Annotated in this window: 20 protein-coding genes; 10 read left to right on the forward strand and 10 right to left on the reverse strand. The window is 67.9% G+C overall.

Annotated elements, in window-relative coordinates; translation table 11 throughout:
* Window positions 1–2: 2 nt before the first annotated feature.
* Entirely contained in the window at window positions 3–428 is a 426-nt protein-coding gene (locus tag AC0KUR_RS00440; RefSeq protein WP_034191617.1) for a hypothetical protein, read from the reverse strand.
* Window positions 429–721: 293 nt separating this feature from the next.
* Here AC0KUR_RS00440 and AC0KUR_RS00445 point away from each other — a divergent pair, with 293 nt between their 5' ends.
* Window positions 722–2,257 (forward strand): sigma-70 family RNA polymerase sigma factor, encoded by a 1,536-nt coding sequence (locus AC0KUR_RS00445; RefSeq protein WP_473375171.1) that lies wholly within the window; start codon window positions 722–724, stop codon window positions 2,255–2,257.
* 188 nt (window positions 2,258–2,445) lie between these two features.
* On the forward strand, window positions 2,446–3,327 hold the full coding sequence (locus tag AC0KUR_RS00450; RefSeq protein ID WP_069705274.1) for a helix-hairpin-helix domain-containing protein: 882 nt from the start codon (window positions 2,446–2,448) through the stop codon (window positions 3,325–3,327).
* 1 nt (window position 3,328) lies between these two features.
* Here AC0KUR_RS00450 and AC0KUR_RS00455 read toward each other — a convergent pair whose 3' ends face one another.
* The 3 genes from AC0KUR_RS00455 to AC0KUR_RS00465 form a co-directional block, all read right to left on the reverse strand.
* Window positions 3,329–4,120, reverse strand: coding sequence for a hypothetical protein (locus AC0KUR_RS00455; RefSeq protein ID WP_200087505.1), 792 nt, complete (start codon window positions 4,118–4,120; stop codon window positions 3,329–3,331).
* 98 nt (window positions 4,121–4,218) lie between these two features.
* Window positions 4,219–4,644 (reverse strand): helix-turn-helix domain-containing protein, encoded by a 426-nt coding sequence (locus tag AC0KUR_RS00460; RefSeq protein WP_049029977.1) that lies wholly within the window; start codon window positions 4,642–4,644, stop codon window positions 4,219–4,221.
* 242 nt (window positions 4,645–4,886) lie between these two features.
* Window positions 4,887–5,327 (reverse strand): MarR family winged helix-turn-helix transcriptional regulator, encoded by a 441-nt coding sequence (locus AC0KUR_RS00465; RefSeq protein ID WP_034191621.1) that lies wholly within the window; start codon window positions 5,325–5,327, stop codon window positions 4,887–4,889.
* 135 nt (window positions 5,328–5,462) lie between these two features.
* Here AC0KUR_RS00465 and AC0KUR_RS00470 point away from each other — a divergent pair, with 135 nt between their 5' ends.
* Window positions 5,463–6,992, forward strand: a complete 1,530-nt coding sequence (locus AC0KUR_RS00470) for a DHA2 family efflux MFS transporter permease subunit (RefSeq protein ID WP_473375172.1) — start codon at window positions 5,463–5,465, stop codon at window positions 6,990–6,992.
* 30 nt (window positions 6,993–7,022) lie between these two features.
* Here the strand turns inward: AC0KUR_RS00470 and AC0KUR_RS00475 are convergent, their stop codons facing one another.
* A complete protein-coding gene (locus AC0KUR_RS00475; RefSeq protein ID WP_059556415.1) occupies window positions 7,023–8,537 on the reverse strand; it encodes an acetyl-CoA hydrolase/transferase family protein in 1,515 nt (504 codons plus the stop codon).
* A 662-nt stretch (window positions 8,538–9,199) separates the two neighbouring features.
* On the opposite strand from AC0KUR_RS00475, the gene AC0KUR_RS00480 reads away from it, so the two are divergent.
* Genes AC0KUR_RS00480 through AC0KUR_RS00510 form a run of 7 tightly spaced genes read left to right on the forward strand, consistent with a single transcriptional unit; the run spans window position 9,200 to window position 16,411 of the window.
* On the forward strand, window positions 9,200–9,880 hold the full coding sequence (locus AC0KUR_RS00480; RefSeq protein ID WP_034191624.1) for a CDP-alcohol phosphatidyltransferase family protein: 681 nt from the start codon (window positions 9,200–9,202) through the stop codon (window positions 9,878–9,880).
* A complete protein-coding gene (locus tag AC0KUR_RS00485; protein WP_034191625.1) occupies window positions 9,877–10,686 on the forward strand; it encodes a HalD/BesD family halogenase in 810 nt (269 codons plus the stop codon). The genes AC0KUR_RS00480 and AC0KUR_RS00485 overlap by 4 nt, the downstream gene beginning before the upstream one ends.
* Window positions 10,683–11,684 (forward strand): HpnL family protein, encoded by a 1,002-nt coding sequence (locus tag AC0KUR_RS00490; protein ID WP_034191626.1) that lies wholly within the window; start codon window positions 10,683–10,685, stop codon window positions 11,682–11,684. Before AC0KUR_RS00485 ends, AC0KUR_RS00490 begins: the two co-directional genes overlap by 4 nt.
* A 35-nt stretch (window positions 11,685–11,719) precedes the next feature.
* Complete coding sequence (locus tag AC0KUR_RS00495) at window positions 11,720–12,487, forward strand: phosphocholine cytidylyltransferase family protein (RefSeq protein ID WP_473375173.1); 768 nt, start codon at window positions 11,720–11,722, stop codon at window positions 12,485–12,487.
* Window positions 12,484–14,169, forward strand: a complete 1,686-nt coding sequence (aepX, locus tag AC0KUR_RS00500) for a phosphoenolpyruvate mutase (protein ID WP_473375174.1) — start codon at window positions 12,484–12,486, stop codon at window positions 14,167–14,169. The genes AC0KUR_RS00495 and aepX overlap by 4 nt, the downstream gene beginning before the upstream one ends.
* On the forward strand, window positions 14,166–15,347 hold the full coding sequence (gene aepY, locus AC0KUR_RS00505; protein WP_473375175.1) for a phosphonopyruvate decarboxylase: 1,182 nt from the start codon (window positions 14,166–14,168) through the stop codon (window positions 15,345–15,347). Before aepX ends, aepY begins: the two co-directional genes overlap by 4 nt.
* Window positions 15,347–16,411 (forward strand): 2-aminoethylphosphonate aminotransferase, encoded by a 1,065-nt coding sequence (locus tag AC0KUR_RS00510; protein WP_473375176.1) that lies wholly within the window; start codon window positions 15,347–15,349, stop codon window positions 16,409–16,411. Before aepY ends, AC0KUR_RS00510 begins: the two co-directional genes overlap by 1 nt.
* A gap of 182 nt (window positions 16,412–16,593) precedes the next feature.
* Here the strand turns inward: AC0KUR_RS00510 and AC0KUR_RS00515 are convergent, their stop codons facing one another.
* From AC0KUR_RS00515 to mhpD, 5 genes are read right to left on the reverse strand one after another with little or no spacing between them, the layout of a single operon-like run.
* Window positions 16,594–17,460, reverse strand: a complete 867-nt coding sequence (locus AC0KUR_RS00515) for an alpha/beta fold hydrolase (protein WP_226227611.1) — start codon at window positions 17,458–17,460, stop codon at window positions 16,594–16,596.
* A gap of 14 nt (window positions 17,461–17,474) precedes the next feature.
* Entirely contained in the window at window positions 17,475–18,728 is a 1,254-nt protein-coding gene (mhpT, locus tag AC0KUR_RS00520; RefSeq protein ID WP_473375177.1) for a 3-(3-hydroxy-phenyl)propionate transporter MhpT, read from the reverse strand.
* Between the two features lie 59 nt (window positions 18,729–18,787).
* Window positions 18,788–19,810 (reverse strand): 4-hydroxy-2-oxovalerate aldolase, encoded by a 1,023-nt coding sequence (dmpG, locus tag AC0KUR_RS00525; protein WP_311767572.1) that lies wholly within the window; start codon window positions 19,808–19,810, stop codon window positions 18,788–18,790.
* 15 nt (window positions 19,811–19,825) lie between these two features.
* Window positions 19,826–20,773 carry an acetaldehyde dehydrogenase (acetylating) gene (locus tag AC0KUR_RS00530; protein WP_124669407.1) on the reverse strand — a complete coding sequence of 316 codons (948 nt, stop codon included), beginning with the start codon at window positions 20,771–20,773 and terminating at the stop codon, window positions 19,826–19,828.
* Window positions 20,774–20,790: 17 nt separating this feature from the next.
* Window positions 20,791–21,579 (reverse strand): 2-keto-4-pentenoate hydratase, encoded by a 789-nt coding sequence (gene mhpD / locus AC0KUR_RS00535; protein WP_034191635.1) that lies wholly within the window; start codon window positions 21,577–21,579, stop codon window positions 20,791–20,793.
* Window positions 21,580–21,581: the final 2 nt, after the last annotated feature.

The raw sequence follows: 21,581 nt of genomic DNA on the forward strand, positions 1-21,581 counted from the left end.
GATCAGTGCCGATGGCCGCCGCCCCAGTGGCCGCCACCCCAATGCCCGCCGCCCCACGGACGATGCCAGTAGCCGCCGCGCCCGCCCCAGTATCCGCCGCCGCCCCAGCGGCCCCAGAAGCCGATCGTGACGGGTGGCCCGTACCAGCCCGGGTAATACGCGGGGGCGTAGTATGGATACGGCGCCGGCACATAGGCCGGCGCGACATATACCGGCGCCGGCGCTTCGACGTAGTCCGGGGTGGCTGGTACCGTGGAAGGGGCCGGACCGGGCGTGGCCGGCGCAACCGGAATTTCACGCTGTGACACCGTCGCGGGCGCCGGTGCGTAATAAGGCGCATAACCGTACGGGCTCGTGTAGTAGCAGCCGCCGAGCGTCAGCGCGGCCAGCGCGATGACGGCAGGCCTCGCGGCGGGAATCGGGTTCATCTCGTGCTCCGGCAGAATCCGCGCGCCGCCGCCGGGCGCGCGCCTGACTCTAGCTTACGTCCCCTGCAGATTTCCGCGCGTATGATCGGTTACTTTTTGTTTCCTGGCCCGGATGGCGCGGGCACGCGGTGTGCTGCTCGTCCGCGGCGCCCACGTTGAAGTTGGCGCAAATGCCCTCAACTTGAACGATGTCAGGCTGACCGGCGCGGACGAGCGTTCGCGAGCAACCGGCCACCGCAAACCGGCGAGCTTCGGCCCGCCCCGACAGGAACGCGGCTCGCGCCGCCATCGACATGACTACGCCACGCCCCACTTCCCGGGCGGACACACCGCTCGATCCGATCATCCAGTTGCTGGCGCTTGCCGGCGAACAGGGTTATCTGACACACGCCGACCTCGTCGACGCGCTGCCGCCCGAAAGCGACAGCCCCGATGCGCTCGACGTCGTGCGCGCCGCGCTTGCCGACATCGGCATCGCCGTGCTCGACGAGCCGGCCGCGCCCGCACCGTTCGCCGCCGCGGCGCCGGTCGACGTCGATCGCGACACGCTCGACGAAGGCCGGGCCATGCTCGGCGAACTCGCACGCGGCACGAGTGCGTCGACCGATCCGCTCGCGCTCTACATGCGGCGCATGCAGGCGGTGCCGCTGCTGACGCGCGAAGGCGAAATCGTGCTCGCCCGCGAAATCGAGACGGGGCGCCATCAGGTGCTGCACGCGATCGCGGGGTATCCGGCGGCGGTCGACGCGCTGCTTGCGCGTCACCGGGCAACGGGTGCGGCCGCCGCCACCGGCACGGCTGACGACGAAGACGGCGACACGTCCGAACCCGCCCGCTACGACGTGCTGCAGGCAGCCGTCTCGACGTTGCGCGACGCGTTGCACACGCACGGCTTCCGTTCCGACGCCTATCGCGACGCGCGCAACGCCATGGCCGCCCTGCTCGGTTCGCTGCCATGGGCGGCCCCGGCCATCGACGACGCCAGCCGCGCCGTGCACGCGCTCGCGACCGCGCCGCACGACGCCGCGACGGGCGAAGCCGCCCGCTTCGACGCGGTCGCGCGGCGGGCATTGGGGGCCGCGCTGCGCGACGGCCAGCAGAAAGTGCGCGACGCGACGCGCGCGATGCTCGAGGCAAACCTGCGGCTCGTGCTGTCGATCGCGCGCAAGCACATGAACCGCGGCGTCGACCTGTCCGATCTCGTGCAGGACGGTTGTCTCGGCCTGATGCGCGCGATCGAGAAGTTCGAATACCGGCGCGGGTTCAAGTTCTCGACCTATGCGACCTGGTGGATTCGTCAGGCGATCACGCGTGCCGTTGCCGATCGCTCGCGCACGATCCGCGTGCCGGTACACGTCGGCGACCAGTACCAGCGCGTGCAGCGGCATGCGCTGCGCTTTCGCCAGCGCACGGGCCGGCGGGCGACGCCTGCCGAGCTCGCGGCCGAAACCGGCCTGGCCGAGGACAAACTGCGCGCGGTGCTCGCCCTGCCGGCCGAACCGGTGTCGCTCGACACGCCGCTGCCCGACGCGGACACCGGGCTCGTGGAACTGATCGAGGATCAAACCTCGGCCAGCCCGTTCGAGCGACTGGCCGACACCCGCATGCGCGACTGCGTGCGGTCGCTGCTCCAGTCGGTCACGCCGGCCGAGGCCGACGTGCTGAGCCGGCGGTTCGGCCTCGGCGGCGCCGAGCCCGATACGTACGACGCGATCGCGCAGGACGCGGGCATGTCGCGCGAACGCGTGCGGCAGATCGAGAAACGGGCGCTCGCCGCGCTGCGCACGGCAGCCGAGGCCGAGAACGCGCAGTCGTTCCTCGACGCGTAAGCGTAAGCGCACCCGCGCCGCACGGTCGTGACGCCAACCGGCACGACCGTGCGCTTCGCGCATGTGCTACGTTTGCCATTGACGTGCATCAAGTTTTCTTCGTCGCGTGCCGCGACAATGGTGGAAAAGGCCGACCGGCGCATCGTTCGCCGCGTCCATTCCGTTTGCGCTTCCCCAGGTCCCTCGCCATGCAGACGACCGCCAGCCAAACGTTCGAGGAAAACCGCCACATCGCGACCTGCCTGCGCGAGGCCGCGCAGCGGCTGGCCGACCAGGGCGCGAATCCTTACCGGGTCGCCGCCTACCGCGCGTCGGCCGAGACGGTCGAGGCGCTCGACCGCGATATCCGCACCGTGTTCGAATCCGGCGGCATCGACGCGCTCGGCGCGCTGCCCGAAATCGGCACGGGCGTCGCGCAGGCGATCGCCGAGTTGCTGGTGACGGGCCGCTGGCGCCAGCTCGACCGGCTGTGCGGCGACGCCCAGCGCGCGTCCGCGTTCGAAGCCGTGCCGGGCATCGGCCATGCGCTCGCGCTGCGCATCCACGACCTGCTGCACATCGATACGCTCGAGGAACTCGAACGCGCGGCTCGCAACGGCCAGCTCGAAACGATCGCGGGGGTCGGCCCGCGGCGCGCGGCCGGCATCCGCACCGCGCTCGACGACGTGCTGAGCCGGCGCCGGCGCTGGCAGGGTCACATGCAACATGCCGGCCCCGGCACGGAGCCGCCCGTCGAACTGCTGCTCTACATCGACCGTCAGTACCGCCACAAGGCGGCCGCCGGCATGCTGCCGACGCTCGCGCACCGGCGCCTGAACGCGGACGGCTATGTGCCGCCGCCGGTGATGCACATGACCAAGGGCGGCTGGCATTTTACCGCGCTGAGCCTGCATGCCGCGATGCGCACGCCGGAGGCCGACCGCCCGACGGACTGGGTCTCGCTCTATTTCTACGACGCCGTGCAGCGCGAGCACCAGCGCACCGTCTTCACCGAAACGTACGGCTCGCTCGTCGGCAAGCGCATCGTGCGCGGACGCGAGATGGAATGCCGCGTGTATTACGCGGGATGAGTCAGTCGTCCGAGGTTTCGTCGACGTCGAACGCCACGTCGAGCACGGACGCGATCTCGCGACAGGCACGGACGAGCGCGCGTGACCGGCGTTCGGCATGTGCCACGCCGAGATCGAACCACGTCGAATGCGTGACGTATGCGCCGACCGCTCCCCGTTTCGGCACGTCGAACCGGAACGTCACCATGTAGTCGCCGTTCCAGCGAACCGGCATCACCATCGTGAGTCGCAGCCCCGTGATCGCACCGTGGCGAAACCGGAAGCTGTCGTCGCCCACGCGAAACCCCGACCACGCGCCGTCGTCCGACACGAACACGGTCAGCGTTTCGTCCGCCGGCGGCGACAGGCCGTCCGCCGGCGCCAGGTCGGCCGCCCGCACCATCGCCGCGCCCGAACCGTCGCGCCCCGCCTCGACTTCCACGAACGCTTCGATCGCCTGCTTCGCCTTGTCGTAGAAACGACGCGCGACGCCGCTGTGCGCGGCGCCGGCAATCAGAACCAGTTGCTTGAATCGCGCATGCTCGCCGTATCGAAGCTGCACGCCGGGCGCGTCGCCCGCCTCGTCTTCGGGCTCGGCCTCGCGGCCATCGGCGGGTTCGGCCGGCACGGTCGCCCCAGGCTGCCCGCCGGCCCCACGCCGCCGTTTCACCGCCGCGGCGCCCCACGTCAGCAGCATGGTCTGCGCCGCCAGCACCCCCGCCATCGTCGCGCAACCCGCGAGAAACCCGTAATGCGGCCCGACCTTCGATGCCGCATACGCGGCCGGAAGCACATAAAGCACAAGCAATGGCACGAGCAATATCGACACGCGGCAACCCCGTTGTTTTCCGTGTTCGTTTTCGACTTTCGCCGGACTGCGACTGCCACCCGCGCATCGCGCGCGCTCACGGCCTACGCACCGTCCGTCTTCGTGCGACGCGCCGGATGACGATGCGCGGCGATGCGCAGCAGCTTCCGGAACGACGGACATTCGAGGTGGCTCGGCGCCGGGCACACGGCCGCGTGCCGCAGCATGTCGCGCACGGCGCCGAGACGGCGGATCGTGCGGTCGAGTTCGTCGGCCTTGCCGTCGAGCTTCGCGCGATCGATCGCGGGTTGGCCGTCCGTGCCGACCATCGCGAGGATGTCGTCGAGCGAGAAACCGGCCTCGCGGCCAAGCGCGATCAGTGCCAGACGCTCCAGCACCGATTCGTCGTATTGCCGCCGCAGCCCGTGCCGGCCGACCGGAACGATCAACCCTTTTTCCTCGTAGTAGCGCAGCGTCGACGCGGGCAATCCCGAGCGCCGCGCCACCTCGGCAATGTCCAGACGGCTCATGCTTGACCTCAAGTGAACTTGAAGTTGCAAGATAGTGACTCGACTACGCGAACGCAAGCCTGAAACGCCATGAAACCGCCCCGCATTCCGCCGCGCCACGCAACGGCCATCGTACGGGGCGGGTCCCTGGGTCGCGGCATTCGCGCCCGCGGCGCCGGTCCGTTGAACACCCGGCATGACACGAGCCGCGCCGGGTAGCGCTCGCTCAGCCGGCCGCCGGTGCGCCCGAACGGGCGCCCGCGTCACTCCCCGCCGCAATCGATCAGGTTGTGACGCACGCGTCCGAGCAGCCGCACCAGCGTATCGCGCTCGTCGGACGTGAAGCCGCGCAGCCCGTCGTCGGCGACGGTATCGCCCACTTCGAGCATCTGCGGAAAGATCTCCCGCGCCTTGTCGGTCAACCGGATCACGAACGCGCGGCGGTCGTCGTCGTTCGCGATGCGTTCGATCCAGCCGTAGCTTTCCATCCGGTCGAGCAGGCGCGTCAGCGAGATCGGCGTGATCTCGAGCCATTCGGCCAGCCGCGCCTGGTTCATCTCGCCCTTCCACGTCAGGTACGCGAGCACGCGGCTTTGTGCCCGCGTCAGCCCGATGCGCTTCGCGCGCCGGTCGAACAGGCGTCCGTTCAGGCGAGCCACGTCGGCGATCAGGTAACCGATCCGGTTCTCGTAAGTCTTGTCCATCCGCCGATTATAGGGTCAAGCCGCCGGCGGGCCGCGGCTCGCGCCCAAGCGATAAGTTGCTTTATAATAAGCATGCTTATAATTTGAACCATACCGGATCGCCGCCCACGGCGATCGCCCGACGGAGACACCCGCTTGAACCCCGCCGCCGACGCCCCCGCCTCGACCGCCCTGAACCGGCCGATGCTGACCCTGTCGATCATGCTCGCCACGCTGATCCAGACCCTCGACAGCACGATCGCGAACGTCGCGCTGCCGCACATGCAGGGCACGCTGTCCGCGTCGCAGGACGAAATCACGTGGGTGCTGACCTCCTACATCGTCGCCGCGGCGATCGCGACGCCGCTCACCGGCTGGCTGTCCGACCGGTTGAGCGTCAAGCGGCTGCTGATCGTGTCGATCGCGGGTTTCACGGTGGCGTCGGCGCTGTGCGGGCTGTCCGAGACGCTCGTGCAGATCGTCGGCGCGCGGCTGCTGCAGGGCGTGTTCGGCGCCGCGCTGGTGCCGCTGTCGCAGTCGATCCTGCTCGACATCAACCCGCGCGAGAAACAAGGCCAGGCGATGGCGATCTGGGGGATGGGCGTGATGGTCGGCCCGATCCTCGGTCCGACGCTCGGCGGCTGGCTCACCGACAGCTACAACTGGCGCTGGGTGTTCTTCATCAACGTGCCGATCGGCGCGTTCGCGCTCGCCGGCGTGATGACCTTCCTGCCGGCACGCGCGCCGCGCCCGCACGTGAAATTCGATGCGTTCGGCTTCGCGACGCTGGCGCTCGCGATCGGCGCGTTCCAGGCCATGCTCGACCGCGGCGAACAGCTCGACTGGTTCGGTTCGTACGAGATCCGCATCGAGGCGCTCGTCGCGGCGCTCAGCTTCGCGTTCTTCCTCGTGCATACGGCGACCGTCGGCAAGGCATCGTTCTTCAAGTCGGAGCTGCTGCGCGACCCGAACTTCGCGACGGGTACGCTGTTCATCTTCGTCGTCGGCGCGGTGTTGTACGCGACGCGCGCCCTGCTGCCGCCGATGCTGCAGAACCTGATGGGCTACCCGGTCGCGACGACGGGCCTCGTCACCGCGCCGAGCGGCGCCGGCACGATGATCGCGATGCTGCTCGTCGGCAGGCTGCTGAAATACGTGGATGCACGGATGCTGCTGCTCGCGGGGCTCGCGATTTCCGCGCTCGCGCTGTGGCAGATGATGCAGTACACGGTCGTGCTGTCCGAATCGGACATCGTGTGGCCGGGCGTGGTCCAGGGCTTCGGGCTGGGGCTCGTGTTCGTGCCGCTGAGCGCGCTGTCGTTCTCGACGCTGCCGCCGGAGTTGCGCGCGGACGGCACGGCCACCTACAGCCTGATGCGCAACATCGGCAGCAGTATCGGCATCTCGATCGTGCAGACGCTGATGACGCGCAACACGCAGGTCGCGCATGCCGACCTCGCGACCCACATCACGCCGTTCGACCCGGCCGTGCAGGCGCTGGCCGGCAGCCGCCTCGACATCGCGCTGCTCGATCGCACGATCAACCAGCAGGCGGCGATGATCGCTTACCTGAACGACTTCAAGCTGATGTTCGTGGCGACGCTGCTGATGATCCCGCTGTTGCTGCTGATCCGCCCGCCGCAGAAAACGGCGAGCGTCGACGTCGCGCACGCGGCGATGGACTGACGGGCGCGCATGCGCCCGTCCGACGCCGCGTCAGACCTTCATCGTGCCGGTCCGCACGTAGCGCTCGTGCCACGACAGCGCCTCGGCGAGCAGGTGCGGCGTGTGCTTGCCGAAGCTCTCGCGCGACGCGCGCTCGAAGTAGTCCTCGAGCATCGGCCGGTAGTCGGGATGCGCGCAGGTCGCGATGATCTTGCGCGCGCGCTGCTTCGGCGACAGGCCGCGCAGGTCGGCCAGGCCCTGCTCGGTGACGACCACCGCGACGTCGTGCTCGGTATGGTCGACGTGGCTCGCCATCGGCACGATCCGCGAGATCGCGCCGCCCTTCGCGGTGCTCGCCGACATGAAGCACGACAGATAGCCGTTGCGCGCGAAGTCGCCCGAGCCGCCGATACCGTTCTGGATCTTCGTGCCCATCACGTGCGTCGAGTTCACGTTGCCGTAGATGTCGGCCTCGATCATCCCGTTCATCGCGATGCAGCCGAGGCGGCGCACGAGCTCCGGATGGTTGCTGATCTCCTGCGGGCGCAGCACGATCTTTTCGCGGAACGTCGCGATTTCGTCGGCGAAGCGCTGCACGGCGGCCGGGCTCAGCGACAACGCGGTGGCCGACGCGAAGCTCAGCGTGCCGTCGTCGAGCAGGTCGAGCATGCCGTCCTGGATCACTTCGGTATAGGCCGTCAGGTTCGAGAAGCCGGCCGAGCTGAGCTCCGCGAGCACCGCGTTCGTGATGTTGCCGACGCCCGACTGCAGCGGCAGCAGGTTTTCCGGCAGGCGGCCGCGCTTCACTTCGTGGCGCAGGAAGTCGATCAGTTGCAGCGCGATCTGCTTCGACGTCGCGTCCGGCGCGGAGAACGCATTGCTGCGATCGGGCGCGTCGGTCTCGACGATCGCGACGATCTTGTCGGCCGGGCAGCGCAGGTACGGCTCGCCGATGCGGTCGTCGCTCTTCGTCAGCGGAATCGGCTTGCGATGCGGCGGCAGCGCGGTGCCGTAATAGATGTCGTGCATCCCGTCGAGGCCGAGCGGCTGGCGCGCATTCACCTCGAGGATCACGTGCTTCGCGCGTTCGAGCCAGGTCTTGTTGTTGCCGATCGACGCGGACGGGATCAGCAGCCCGTCCTCGCGGATGCCCGCGACCTCGACGATCGCGACGTCGAGATCGCCGTACAGCCCGAACCACGCGTACTGCGCGACGTGGCTCAGGTGGACGTCCTGGTAATCGACTTCGCCGCCGTTGATCTTGTCGCGCAGCGTCGGGTCGGACTGGTAAGGCAGCCGCATCGAGATGCCGTCGGTGCGGGCGAGCGCGCCGTCGAGTTCGGGCGCGGTCGACGCGCCGGTCAGCACGTTGATCCGGAAGTCCTCGCCGCGCGCGTGCGCCGCGTCGATATGGGCGGCAAGCGCGGCCGGGACGGCCTTCGGATAGCCCGAACCGGTGAAGCCGCTCATGGCGACGGTCATGCCGGGACGGATCAGCGCGGCGGCTTCGTCGGCGGTGCGGACGAGCGAACGCAGGGCGGGAGCGAGGATGCGTGATGAAGACATGGCAGGTTTCTGACGCTGGGGTCTGTCGTTGACGTCGCGGGGGGTGTCTCCTGAGCGACATGAAGCCCTTGGGGCCGCGCGGGGCGGCCGGCACCACAGGCATGGCCGGAGTATCGCAGAGGCCGTCGCCGCGAAATGTCCGCTGGATGCAAAAGATCCTTACCGAATATGCCGGGTATCGAACGACCGTTCTGTGACAGTCGATCCGCGCCTCCCGATGCACCCGAAAGGTGCGCGAAAGCATCGGAGCGAATGGCCGGACGACGATCGCCAACCGTCGCGCATCAATCGGCGGATTTCCATTGCAATTCGCCGCCCGACATCGGCAATGGCCGATGAAGTCGCGGCGCGGCCGATTGTCGCCCGACGATGCTTTGCCGGACCTGACGCACGTCAACGTCGCATGCGCTGCGCACGGCTCGCCGCCGCGCGCGAAAATCTCCGCCGCATCGGCCCGCGAGGCCCGCCCGTCCTTGACAGCGGCGTGACGCGAACCACACTGGAAGACGGGCCCGGCGACGCCGCCTGCCGTCCCGATCGGCCGCCCTGTCGCGCATCCGGCTTCGGCCGGCCGATACGTGCAAGACGCGGTAACACTCCCGCATGTCAGGACATTGATCGAATAAAAAGCAACAAATTACAATTCCGTATATATTTCGCCGATGGACCAAAGAAAAACCGCCACACGCGCCGAGCCCCCCCTGCCACGCACCTGGGATGCGCGGCTCGCGCGCTCGCTTGTCCGACCGCTCGTCGATACGCCGGTCACCCCGAATCACCTGACTACCCTTCGTCTGCTGATCGGCCTCGCCGGTGCCTGGTGCCTTGCGCACGGCGGCTTCGGCTGGAGCAATGCCGGCGCGTTCCTGATCGTGCTGTCGAACTTCGTCGACCACACCGACGGCGAACTCGCGCGCATCAGCGGCAAGTCCAGCAAGATCGGTCATTTTTACGATCTCGCGGCCGATGCGCTCGTCACGGTCGCGCTGTTCGTCAGCATGGGGCTCGGCATCGTCGCCCAGGGCGGCCAGATGGCCGCGTCGCCGGTGCTGCTGGGCGCGGTGGCCGGTGCGGCCGTCGCGCTGATCTTCTTCCTGCGCATGCGGATCGAATCGATCGCCGGCAAGGCCGGCACCAAGCAGGCGTTCGCAGGCGGCTTCGAAACCGAAGACGTGCTGTACCTGCTGCCGATCGTGACGCTCGTCGACGGCGTCGAGCCGTTCCTGCTCGCGGCATCGATCGGCGCCCCGCTGTTCGCCGCATGGGTCGTGATCGACTGGTGGCGCATCGTCCGCCGTGGCAACGCTCCGCAGAATTCAACCGAAATCCAGGCTTCCAAATGACTCCTAGCACGCGCGACGACTCCGTGCTGAGCCCGGCACGCCCCGCGCCCGTGCGCGCGGCCGCGGCCGACCCCGATCGCACCGTGGCCGACCGCGTCGGCCGGCTCGACCTCGACCGCCTGCGCGGCGACTACACGCGCCAGGGCTCGTTCCTGTACCTCGACACGTTCCTGCCCGCCGACGCGCACGCGAAACTCGCGAGCGCCGCCCGCGCGATGCAGGCCGGCCTGAACCGCAATTACCTGCCCGGCCACAAGCAGGGCGGCAGCGTGAGCCGTCATACGATCGACGAGCAGGCGCCGTACATCGCCGAGCTCTATCGCTCGAAGGCGCTGATCGGCTTCCTCGAGAAAGTCACGGGCGACAAGCTGATGCTGTCGCCGGACGACGATCCGCACGCGTACGCGCTGTATTACTACACGAAGCCCGGCGACCACATCGGCTGGCATTACGACACGTCGTACTACGATGGCCGTCGCTACACGCTGCTGATCGGCGTGATCGACGAATCGTCGTGCCGGCTCGACTACGAGCTGCACACGCGCAACCCGGACGTCGCCGACGAACCGGGCTCGGTGCAGATCGCCGACGGCGGCATCGTGCTGTTCGACGGCGACAAGCTGCGTCACCGCATCACGCCGCTCGGCCAGAACGAGATGCGCGTGTCGCTCACGTTCGAATACGTGACGAACCCCGGCATGCGGCCGTGGAAGCGCTTCATCTCGAACATGAAGGACGCGATCGCGTATTTCGGTTTCCGCCAGGTGTTCAAGCAACTGGCGACGCGACGCACGACCGGGTCATGACGCGCGCGGGCCTCATCCTGCTGTCCCTCGGGACCGCACTCTTCATCGCACTCCTTGCCTGGCAGGGCATCGGCGCGGTCGCGTCCACGTTCCTCGCGGCCGGCTGGGGTCTCGCGCTCGTCGCGGCGTTCCATGTCGTGCCGCTCGTGATCGATGCGACGGCGATCTCCGCCATGTTCCGCCGCGGGCAGCCCGGTGCCGATCTCGGCAACGCGCTGCGCGCGCGCTGGGTCGGCGAATCGGTCAACAGCCTGCTGCCCGCCGGGCAGATCGGCGGCCCCGTGCTGATGGTGCGCCACCTCGCGCAGCGCGGCACGCGAATGGCCGACGCGGCGGCGGCCGTGACCGTCAGCACGACGATGCAGGCGCTTGCCCAAATGGCCTTCGCGTTGATCGGCGTCGCCGCATTCAGCCTGTATGCGACGCACGAGTCGGTCGCGCACCTGCGCACGCCCGCGCTGATCGCGACCGGCGTGCTCGGCGCGCTTGCGTTGCTGTTCTACGCGGCGCAGCGGCGCGGGCTGTTCGGCCGCGGCCTGCGCCTCGCGTCGAAGCTGCTCGGCCCGCGCGACTGGTCGTCGCTGGCCACGCGCGCCGATGCGATCGACGACGCGGTCGGCGCGCTGTACCGCGATCGCGCGAAGGTCGCGAAGACGTTCGCGCTGAGCCTCGTCGGCTGGATCGTCGGCACCGCGGAAGTGTGGCTCGCCCTGCACTTCCTCGGGCACCCGGTGAGCTGGCTCGACGCGCTGCTGCTGGAAAGCGTCGGCCAGGCGATCCGCGGCGCGGCCTTCGCGATCCCCGGCTCGCTCGGTGCGCAGGAAGGCGGCTACCTGCTGCTCGCCCCGCTGGTCGGACTGCCGCCCGACGCGGCGCTCGCGCTGTCGCTCGCGAAGCGCGCGCGCGAACTCGCGCTCGGCCTGCCCGGGCTGCTCTATCTGCATTTCAGTGAAAGAAACTGGCAGCGGCGCCGTGCGCCGCAGCCGCTCGCCGACTGATCGTTCAGATCGCCGGCTTTTTGGTTGGAGAACCCATGCGAGCCATCATTCTTGCGGCAGGCCTCGGCTTGCGCCTGCAACAACCGCCCGAAGCGCAGTTCCCGAAGTGCCTGCTGCGCTTCGACGACGTGTCGCTGCTCGAGCGCCATCTGCGCGTACTCGACGCCGCGGGCGTCGACGAGATCGTGCTCGGGCTCGGCTTTCAGCACGAGAAGGTCAAGCAGGAACTGAAGCGCCTCGGCCGCCAGGCCGAGATCGTGATCAACGACCGCTACGACCTCGGCAGCGTGCTGACCGTGCATACCGTCGCCGATGCGATGACGCGCGGCGGCGACGTGCTGCTGATGGACGCGGACGTGCTGTACGACGAGAACATCCTGCATGCGCTGGTGGCCGATGCCGACCAGGCGGTCGACCGCCTGCTGATCGACCGCGACTTCGAGGCCGGCGACGAGCCCGTCAAGCTGTGCCTGAAGAACGGCGTGCCGGTCGAACTGCGCAAGCAGCTCGCGGTCGACCTCGACTACGACACGATCGGCGAATCGGTCGGCTTCTTCCGCTTCACCGAAGGCACCGCCCGCCGCCTCGCGACGATCGTCGCGGGCTACGTCGACAGCGGCCGCGCGAACCTGCCGCACGAGGAAGCCGTGCGCGACCTGCTGCTCGAAGGCGGCCATTCGTTCGACGTGGCCGACGTCACCGGCTCGCCGTGGATCGAGATCGACTTCCCGAACGACGTCGCCCGCGCGACCCAAGACATCCTCCCCCTGATTCAACGCACGACCGCAGGAGCCGCACGATGAACGCACGCGAACCCAACTTCACCGAATCGCGCAGCGCGCGCCTGCGCCGCATGCTCGTCAGCAGCGACCTCGAATTCCTGATGGAAGCGCACAACGGCCTGTCCGCGCGCATCGTCCGCGAAGCCGGCTTCAAGGGGATCTGGGCGTCGGGCCTCGCGATCTCCGCGCAGTTCGGCGTGCGCGACAACAACGAAGCGAGCTGGACGCAGGTCGTCGACGTGCTCGAATTCATGGCCGACGCGAGCGACCTGCCGATCCTGCTCGACGGCGACACCGGCTACGGCAACTTCAACAACGTGCGCCGCCTCGTGAAGAAGCTCGAACAGCGCGGCATCGCGGGCGTGTGCATCGAGGACAAGCAGTTCCCGAAGACGAACAGCTTCATCGGCGGCGAGCGCCAGCCGCTCGCGGAAATCGACGAGTTCTGCGGCAAGATCAAGGCCGGCAAGGATTCGCAGACCGATCCCGACTTCTCGATCGTCGCGCGCGTCGAGGCGCTGATCGCCGGCTGGGGCATGGACGAGGCGCTGCGCCGCGCGAACGCGTATGCGGAAGCCGGCGCCGACGCGATCCTGATCCACAGCAAGCTGTCGCGCCCGGACGAGATCCTGCAGTTCGCGCGCGAATGGAGCGGCAAGGCGCCGCTCGTGATCGTGCCGACCAAGTACTACAGCACGCCGACCGACGTGTTCCGCCAGGCCGGCATCAGCACCGTGATCTGGGCGAATCATCTGATCCGCGCGTCGGCATCCGCGATGCAGGCGACCGCGCGCGAGATCCACGAAAGCGAAACGCTGATCAACGTCGAGGACCGCGTGGCATCGGTCAACGAGATCTTCCGCCTGCAGGACGCCGACGAGTACTCGGCGGCCGAGCGTATCTACCTGTCGTCGTCGTCGCGCGCGTCGAATGCCGCGATCGTGCTCGCCGCGAGCCGCGGCAAGGGCCTCGAAGCCGTGACCGAAGACAAGCCGAAGGTCATGCTGCCGGTCGCCGGCAAGCCGCTGCTGCGCTGGCTCGTCGACGGCTTCAAGACGCACGGCGTGAACGACATCACAGTGGTTGGCGGCTATCGCGCCGATGCGGTCGATACGTCGGGCATCAAGCTCGTCGTCAACGAGCGCCACGCGCAGACCGGCGAGCTCGCGTCGCTCGCCTGCGCGGCCGAACGCCTGACGGGCGACACCGTGATCTCGTACGGCGACCTGCTGTTCCGCAGCTACATCGTGCGCGACCTCGCGGAGAGCGAGGCCGAGTTCAGCGTGGTGGTCGATTCGTCGCTCACCGAGACCAATCAGAGCGTGCGCGACTTCGCCCTCTGCTCGGCCGCCGACGATCGCGGCCTGTTCGGCCAGAAGACCTACCTGCAGCGCGTGTCGAGCGACGTTGCCGCGGGCACGCCGCACGGCCGCTGGATCGGCCTGCTGAACGTGCGCGGCGCCGGTGTCGAGCGCCTGAAGGCGATGCTCGCGACGCTGCAGGCGCGCCCTGATTTCGACACGCTCGACATTCCGTCGCTGCTCAACGAACTGATCGCCGCCGGCGAGAAGATCGAGGTGCAGTACGTGCACGGCCACTGGCGCGGGGTCAACGACCTCGAGGACTTCCGCCGCGCGGGCGACTTCGCGCACGGCCAGACGCCGCTGTCAGAACCGGGCGCCGGCAACGGGGGCGCGCAATGATCGAAGCGGCCCAGTTCGTCGAGGCCGCGCGCGAGCGCGGCTTCGACTGGTACGCGGGCGTGCCCTGCTCGTACCTGACGCCGTTCATCAACTACGTGCTGCAGGACCCGACGCTGAACTACGTGTCGGCCGCGAACGAAGGCGACGCGGTCGCGCTGATCGCGGGCGCGACGCTCGGCGGCAAGCGCGGGATCGCGATGATGCAGAACTCGGGACTCGGCAACGCGGTGAGCCCGCTCACGTCGCTGACCTGGACGTTCCGCCTGCCGCAGCTGCTGATCGTCACGTGGCGCGGCCAGCCGGGCGTCGCCGACGAGCCGCAGCATGCGCTGATGGGCCCGATCACGCCCGCAATGCTCGACACGATGGAGATTCCGTGGGAGACGTTCCCGACCGACCCCGAACAGGTCGGCCCGGCACTCGACCGCGCGATCGCGCACATGGACGCGACGGGCCGCCCGTACGCGCTCGTGATGCAGAAAGGCAGCGTCGCGCCGTATGAACTGAAGGCGAACCCGGCCGCCAAGCCGCGCGCGCATGTCGCCGCGCAATCGCCGTCGCGCGCCGTGTCGGCCGATGCATGGCCGACCCGTCACGACGCGCTGCGGCGCGTGATCGCGCACACGCCGGTCGATTCGACCGTCGTGCTCGCGTCGACCGGCTTCTGCGGCCGCGAACTCTACGCGCTCGACGATCGCCCGAACCAGCTGTACATGGTCGGCTCGATGGGCTGCGTGACGCCGCTCGCGCTCGGCCTCGCGCTCGCGCGCCCCGACCTGCGCGTGGTCGCCGTCGACGGCGACGGCGCCGCGCTGATGCGCATGGGCGTGTTCGCGACGCTCGGCACCTACGGCCCGGCCAACCTCACGCACGTGCTGCTCGACAACGGCGCGCACGAATCGACGGGCGGCCAGGCAACCGTGTCGCAGCATGTGTCGTTCGCGGGCGTCGCGGCCGCATGCGGCTATGCGTCGGCGCTCGAAGGCGACACGCTCGACGTGCTTGATGCGACGCTGGCCGCATCGGGCGACGGCGCCCAGTTCGTGCGCGTCGCGATCCGCACGGGCGTGCCCGACGGCCTGCCCCGCCCGACCGTCACGCCGGTCGAGGTCAAGACCCGTCTGATGCGGCACATCGGCGCCACGCAGACCGAAGCACACGTTGAAGGAGCCCATTGATGCTGCTGCTGAACCCCGGCCCGGTCACGCTCACCGAGCGCGTGCGCCGCAGCCTGCTGCAACCCGATCTGTGCCACCGCGAAAGCGAATTCTTCGATCTGCAGGATGAGGCGCGTGCGCGCCTCGTCGCCGCGTACGAACTCGACCCGGCCGAATGGACGGCCGTGCTGATGACGGGCTCGGGCACGGCGGCCGTCGAAAGCATGATCGCGGCGCTCGTGCCGCAGGACGGCAAGCTGCTCGTGATCGAGAACGGCGTGTACGGCGAGCGGATCACGCAGATCGCGACGCAGTACGGCATCGCGCACGACGTGCTGAAGCATGAATGGATGCAGGCCCCGAATCCCGCGCAGATTGCCGCGCGCCTCGACGCGGGCGGCTACACGCACGTCGCGGTGATCCATCACGAAACGACGACGGGCCGCCTGAACGACCTCGGCGCGATCGCGGAAGTCTGCCGCGCGCGCGGCGTGAAGATGCTCGTCGACGGCGTCAGCAGCTTCGGCGCGGAAGCGATCGACTTCGCCGGTGGCGACATCGATGCGGTTGCCGCGACCGCGAACAAGTGCCTGCACGGGGTGCCTGGCGCGGCGTTCGTGATCGTGCGACGCCGCGCGCTCGCGAAGGCTGCAAGCCGTACTTACTATCTCGATCTCGGCCGTCTCGCGAAGCTGCAGGATCAGCGGAACACGCCGTTTACGCCGTCCGTGCATGCGTACTATGCGCTCGTCGAGGCGCTGCGCGAATTTGATGAAGCCGGCGGCTGGCGTGCGCGCCATGCGCATTACAAGGCGCTCGCCGATCAGGCGCAGGCCGGGCTCGCTGCGCGCGGGATGCCGCTGGTGCTGCCGGAAGGCGCGTCGTCGGTCGTGCTGCGCGCGTATCGGCTGCCGCAAGGCGTCACGTACGAAGCGCTGCACGACGGGCTGAAGGTGCGCGGCTTCGTGATTTACGCGGGGCAAGGCGGGCTGTCGAAGGAACTGTTCCGGATCTCGACGATGGGCGCGATTCAGGCGGCTGACGTCGAGCGGTTGCTGGAAGGGTTTACGGCGCTGACGCGTTAAACGGCCGCCCTTTCTCGTCGATCGAAGGCCCGCAAGGGCCTTTTTTCTGGTTCGAGGAATTCCACGGGTGTCGTGCGTCGACCCATCTCGGTCGTACGACGCCGGCCGCTTCCAAAGCACCGCCCCCTCCCGTCGAAAGGAGGGCGAGGACGCCAAACGGCCAGCACCGATGCAACCCTTTGTCATTGGTGCAGGAACTCCAGCACCATCCGGTTGAATCGCTCCGCGTGCTCCCATTGCGCCCAGTGCCCGCAGCGCCCGAACACGGTCAGATCGGCGTTCGGCATCCCCCAAACGAGCCGCAGCCCGACATCCATGGGCACGAAACGGTCATCGCGTCCCCAGATCACGAGCGCCGGCGCCTGAATCTCGTTCAGTCGGTGACCGTAGTCCGGAAACTGCTTCGGATTGGCCACCAGACTCTTCACGAAATTCTCGAGATGATCGCGCCGCGCGAGCATATTATCGAGCCGCGTCTGCATCAGCTCTTCGGTCATCGTGCTCGCGTCGTAGACGAACACATTGAGCATCTTCTTCAGGTTCTCGAGCGTCGGGGCGCGATACAACCCTTGCAGCAGCTTGATGCCTTCGGTCGGCATCGGCACAAACTGGCTCGGACCGCCCGTGCCGCCGCCCATCAGCACCAGCTTGCCGACGCGCTCGGGATACGACAGCGCGAAGGCCACCGCGCTATGCCCGCCCATCGAGTTGCCGACGAGATGCGCGCGCTCGACGCCGAGCGCATCCAGCACGCCCTTCAGCACGCGCGCGTTGAGGTCGGAGCGAGAGCCGGTACAGACGATCGAATCGCTCTTGCCCCAGCCGGGACAGTCGACGAGGATCACGCGATAACCCGCATTCGCGAACGCGTCCACATTGCGATGGAAGTTCGCCCAGCCGCTCGCGCCCGGACCGGAGCCGTGCAGCAGAACGAGCGCTTGCCCGCCCGCGCCGGTGTCGTTGTAGTGCACACGCAGTTCCCTGCCGCCCTCCATCACGTTCATGTACTTGCTGGTCGCGGCTTCGGTATGAATCACGGTGTCAGTCATGTCGATGTCCTTCGTCAGATCGATTCGGTTCCAAGGGTGTGCGAGCCGTTGGTCGACTCACGCGGAGATTTCGCGACCACGGTGAGCGCACCGAGCGCCGCGATCACGATGAGCGGAATGCTCGAGATCACGAGCATCGACCCGCTCTGGCCTAACGCCAGCAGTTGCCCGGCGATCAGCGGGCCGACCATCGATCCCACCCGGCCAACGGCCACCGCCGCGCCGACACCCGTGCCGCGCACGCGCGTCGGATACGTTGCACCGGCGAGCGCATACAGCACCGACTGCGTGCCGACGAGAAACAACCCCGCCAGCAGGCCGCCCCATGCCATCGACACGCTGCCCGTCGCGCTGGCGAGCGCCAGTAACGCAGTCGCGATGCCCGTGTACATGCCGACCACGACCGGCCGCTTGCCAATGCGATCCATCAACCCCGCGATCACGATTGCGCCGACACCACCGCCGATGTTGAACATCATCTGCACGATGCTCGCCTGTACCGGCGTGAGGCCGCGCGAGAGCACCATCGATGGCAGCCAGTTCATCAGGAAGTACAGCACGATCAGCGTCCCCAGATAGCTGATCCACAGCGAGAGGGTGGTCGCCGCGCGCCCGTCACTGAAGAGCGCGCGCACGATGCCGTCCTTCGACTCGCGGGTCGCGCCCCGGCTTGCCGCGACGAAGTACGTCGACTCCTTCAGGAAAATCGCCAGCAGCGGCAAGGTCAGCAGCGGCCCGATCCCGCCGACATAGAAGATGTGCCGCCAGCCCTCGGCGCCCGGGCTGACAATACCGATCACTGCCGCGAGCGCCGCACCGAACGGCATGCCGCAGTACATCGCACCGACCGCCGTGCTGCGTCGCCCGGGCGCCGCCGCTTCCGCGCACAGCGCGATCAGGTTCGGCATCGCGGCGCCCAGGCCGAGGCCCGTGAGAAAACGCGCGATGAGCAGGCTCTGCAGATCCCACACCTGAGTCGTTGCAATCGAAAATATCCCGAACAGCGCGACCGACATCATCAGCACGCGCTTGCGGCCAATGCGATCCGCGAGCCTGCCGCCAATCGCCGCACCCGGCAACAGGCCGAGCGCGCCGATGCCGAATGCCCAGCCGAGCTGCGCGACGGCGAGATGGAACTCGTGTGCCATGCGCGGCGCGGCGACGCCGGTGGATTGCAGGTCGAGACCCTCGAGGAGGGCAACCGCGAGGCACAGCCCGATGGTGATGGCGCCGCCGGCGCGCGGGGGAGAAGCCGTTGACGTTTTCATTGATGTCTCCAGGTTGAACGATGCGGCGCTCTTCACGGCGCCTGGCATACGTGTGTGGTTCAGGCGCTGGCTTCGCGCTTCTTCAGATCGAGCGCAACGTCGACGATCATGTCTTCCTGACCGCCCACCATGCGTCGTTTGCCCAGTTCGACGAGAATGTCGACCGCTTTCAGGCCGTACTTCTTCGCCGCGATTTCGGCATGCCGCAGGAAGCTCGAATACACGCCCGCATAGCCGAGCGCGAGCGTTTCGCGGTCCACGCGCACCGGCCGGTCCTGCAACGGGCGCACGAGATCGTCGGCCGCGTCGAGCAGGCGATATAGATCGGTGCCGTGATGCCAGCCAAGGCGCTCGGCCGCCGCGACGAACACTTCGAGCGGGGCATTGCCCGCGCCCGCCCCCATGCCCGCCAGACTCGCATCGATGCGGTCGCAGCCCTCCTCGACCGCAACGATCGAGTTGGCCACGCCGAGGCTCAGGTTGTGATGGGCATGCATGCCCGTGTGGGTCTCGGGTCGAAGCACGGCCTTGAGCGCCTTGAAGCGCGCACGAATGTCGTGCATGTTCATCGCGCCGCCCGAATCGACCACGTACACGCAGGTCGCGCCATAGCTTTCCATCTTCCTCGCCTCGATCGCGAGGTGGTCAGGCGTGGTCATGTGGCTCATCATCAGAAAGCCGACGGTGTCCATGCCGAGGCTGCGCGCATACTCGATGTGCTGCTTCGAAATGTCCGCTTCCGTGCAATGGGTCGCGACACGGACGACACGCGCGCCCGCGTCGTACGCGGCCTTCAGGTCGTGAATCGTGCCGATGCCAGGCAGCAGCAGTGTCGCGATTTTCGCGTGCTTGACCACATCGGCCACCGCCTCGATCCATTCCAGATCACTGTGCGCGCCGAAGCCGTAGTTGAAGCTCGAACCCTGCAGGCCGTCACCGTGTGCGACCTCGATGCTGTCGACCTTCGCCTCGTCCAGCGCGCGGGCAATGTCCTGCACGTTCCGAATCGAATACTGATGACGGATCGCGTGCATGCCGTCGCGCAGCGTCACGTCGGAGATATAGAGTTTCTTGTCCATGATCGGGTGCTCCCTGCTTCAGGCGTTCACAACCGACGCGGCCATGCGTTCGGCCGTTGCCAGCGCGGCGGAAGTCATGATGTCGAGATTGCCCGCATAGGCCGGCAGATAATGGGCCGCGCCTTCCACTTCGACGAAGATCGAGGTCTTCAGTCCGCTGAAATGGCCGAGTCCGGGAATATGCAACGGCGCGTCGGAGGGGATGTCGTCGAACTGCACGGACTGCTTCAGGCGATAGCCGGGCACATAGGACTGGATGGCAGCGGCCATCTCGCCAACCGACGTTTCGATCAGCGCCCGGTCTGCCGCCTCGGACAGCACATAGACCGTGTCGCGCATCATCAGCGGAGGCTCGGCCGGGTTGAGCACGATGATCGCCTTGCCCTTGCCGGCGCGGCCGACCGCTTCGATCGCCTTCGACGTCGTCTCCGTGAACTCGTCGATGTTGGCGCGTGTGCCGGGTCCTGCCGACTTGCTGCTGATCGATGCGACGATCTCCGCGTAATGCACCCTTGCGACCCGCGACACGGCGGCGACCATTGGAATCGTCGCCTGTCCGCCGCACGTGACCATGTTCACGTTCGGCGCATCGAGATGCGCGTCGAGGTTCACCACCGGTACGCAGTACGGGCCGATGGCGGCGGGCGTCAGGTCGATCACGCGAATGCCGGGCTTGAGCGCGCGCAGGAACGCGTCGTTCTTCACATGCGCGCCGGCCGACGTCGCATCGAACACGAAGTCGATCTCGTCGAACACGGGCAGGCGCGCCAGCCCTTCCACGCCGTCATGCGTCGTCGCCACCCCGAGCCTTGCGGCGCGCGCGAGGCCGTCCGAGGCAGGATCGATGCCGACCATCGCCGCGACTTCGAGATGCCTGCTGCGGCGCATGATCTTGATCATCAGGTCGGTGCCGATGTTGCCGGATCCGATGATCGCGGCTTTGCACCTGGTGTTCTCTGTTGCCATGGGAATGTCTCCGTCCGTCATTCGCTGAAACTGGCGCGCACACTGCCGAGCCCTTCGATATGCGCCGTATAAGTGCCGGCCGCCTTCACCGCGACCATCGGGCCAAGCGCGCCCGTCAGCACGATGTCGCCCGCGCGCAGCGGCGTGCCGAGTCGAACCATCCGGTCCGCGAGCCACGCCGCCGCATTCAGCGGATTGCCGAGGCACGCGCCGCCATTGCCGCGTGACAGGACTTCGCCGTCCTGCGTGAGCGTCATTGCACAAGCGGTCAGCTCGATATCGCGCAGCAGGACCGGGCGGCTGCCGAGCACGAACAGCGCGCTCGACGCGTTGTCCGCGACGGTGTCGAAAAACCGGATGTCCCAGTCGCGGATGCGACTGTCGACCACCTCGATCGCGGCCACCGCATACGCGGTCGCTGAAATCAGATCCGCGTAGGTGTGTTTTTCGGCGGTCAGGTCGCGTTCGAGCACGAGCGCGATCTCCGCTTCGACCTTCGGCTGAATCAACGAGGCGAGCGGCATCGGCTGGCTGTCGCCGTACGCCATCGACGCGAACAACGCGCCGAAGTCGGGCTGATCGACGCCAAGCTGCTTCTGCACCGCGGGCGAAGTCAGGCCGATCTTCCTGCCGACGACGCGCTCGCCGTTCGCCGCGCGCAAGTCGTTGTTGATCTGCTGGATCGCGTAGGCGAGTGTCGCGTCGCCTTCGGGACACGTCTCGCGCAGCGGCGCGATCGTCCGGCGCGAGGCCTGCGCTTCACGCAGGCGCGCGGCCATCGAAAGCATGCTGTTGTCATCCGACATGG

Source organism: Burkholderia sp. YHN3-13 (assembly GCF_055810675.1).